Here is a 1,171-nt window from a genome sequence, read left to right as displayed (position 1 = left end):
TTTTGCTCAAAAAAGCGCTCAAAATCGCGCATAGAAATAAGCCTCACATCTTTTTTGAAAAACGCTTGCAGGTTTTTAATCTGGCTTCTATACGCCTCTAGCGTGCTTGCTTTGAGATTTTTATTGCATTTTTCTAAAAATTGAGCGCCTAGCGAGCCAAAGTTGTATTCGCACACCTTTGGCAGCACTATATCGCCGCGCAAAGCCTTGTAGATGAAATGTTCCATCTCATTTTTGATTTTGAATAAATTTTCATCATTCCACTCTAGTCCGCTGCTAAAGCGTTTGCGCCCACATTCTAAGCGCGCATCGATGTAAATTTTACCGCCTCTGCAGTAAGTTTTTGCCTTTCTAATCATAAAACCTCCTAAAGTTTTGGCTTTCGCCCAAAATTTAAGCCCAAAGGCTTACATATCACTACCATACTCGCGCTGTTGCGTTTTACGCCGCGCGCATCTTACACAAATGAGCAAAGCCCATTTGTGCGCCTAAAGTATAAAGTTATAGCTGCTTACGCATCTATCAACTTATTTTTTAAGGTCTTGCTTTGCGCTTGTGCCTCTCACGCGGCGCGGGCTGTGTTTAACTGCGTTTTGAGCGAAGTTTCTCATACCAAAGAGACAACGCGCACCACAGGCAAGCTTAGGGAGTCCTTTTGCTTATCCTCACTCGATTTGACCCAAGAGTGCAGGGCTTATTTTCTTACTTGCGCTTGTTACGCGCTGCCCTAAGCTCAAAATCCTGCCGCGTAGTTACGAGAACTTACGCCGTCTGTGCCTTTTTCACGCCCACATTTTGCGAAACCTTGCGAATAAGTTGATGAGTGCGCAAAGCTTGCTTGCAAAAGTGCTCAAGTATTGTAGTGATGTGTAAGACTTTGTGTGTGTTTGTGCGCTTTTTACGCGCTTTTGAATGCGTTTGAATGCTTTTGCGCCCACTGAATGCGTTGCGCCCACATTTGGCGCGCGCTTGCCCTCACATGGTGGGATTTAAGCTTGTGCGCACTCACATAGTGCTTGCTGCGAGGTTGTGCAAAATTTGCACACACTCACATTACTTTGCGCGCCTTTTGCGAGGGCTTTGCAAGCTTTGGAGCGTTTGTAAGCTTTTGGTGTTGCTAGTTTGAGCGCTAGATAGCTTTGCCTGCGGTTTGAGCGCATTTTTAGCCTCA

General features: G+C 45.3%; 1 protein-coding gene. It reads right to left on the bottom strand.

The genetic code is table 11. The features are described 5' to 3' along the window. Positions 1–359: hypothetical protein (locus tag LS71_RS09375; RefSeq protein WP_138109937.1), on the bottom strand; the 359-nt coding region annotated here is incomplete at its 3' end. Between the last annotated feature and the right edge of the window lie 812 nt (positions 360–1,171).

This window comes from Helicobacter jaachi, assembly GCF_000763135.2.
Lineage (GTDB): Bacteria > Campylobacterota > Campylobacteria > Campylobacterales > Helicobacteraceae > Helicobacter_C > Helicobacter_C jaachi.
This window is presented reverse-complemented; position numbering and strand designations above follow the sequence as displayed.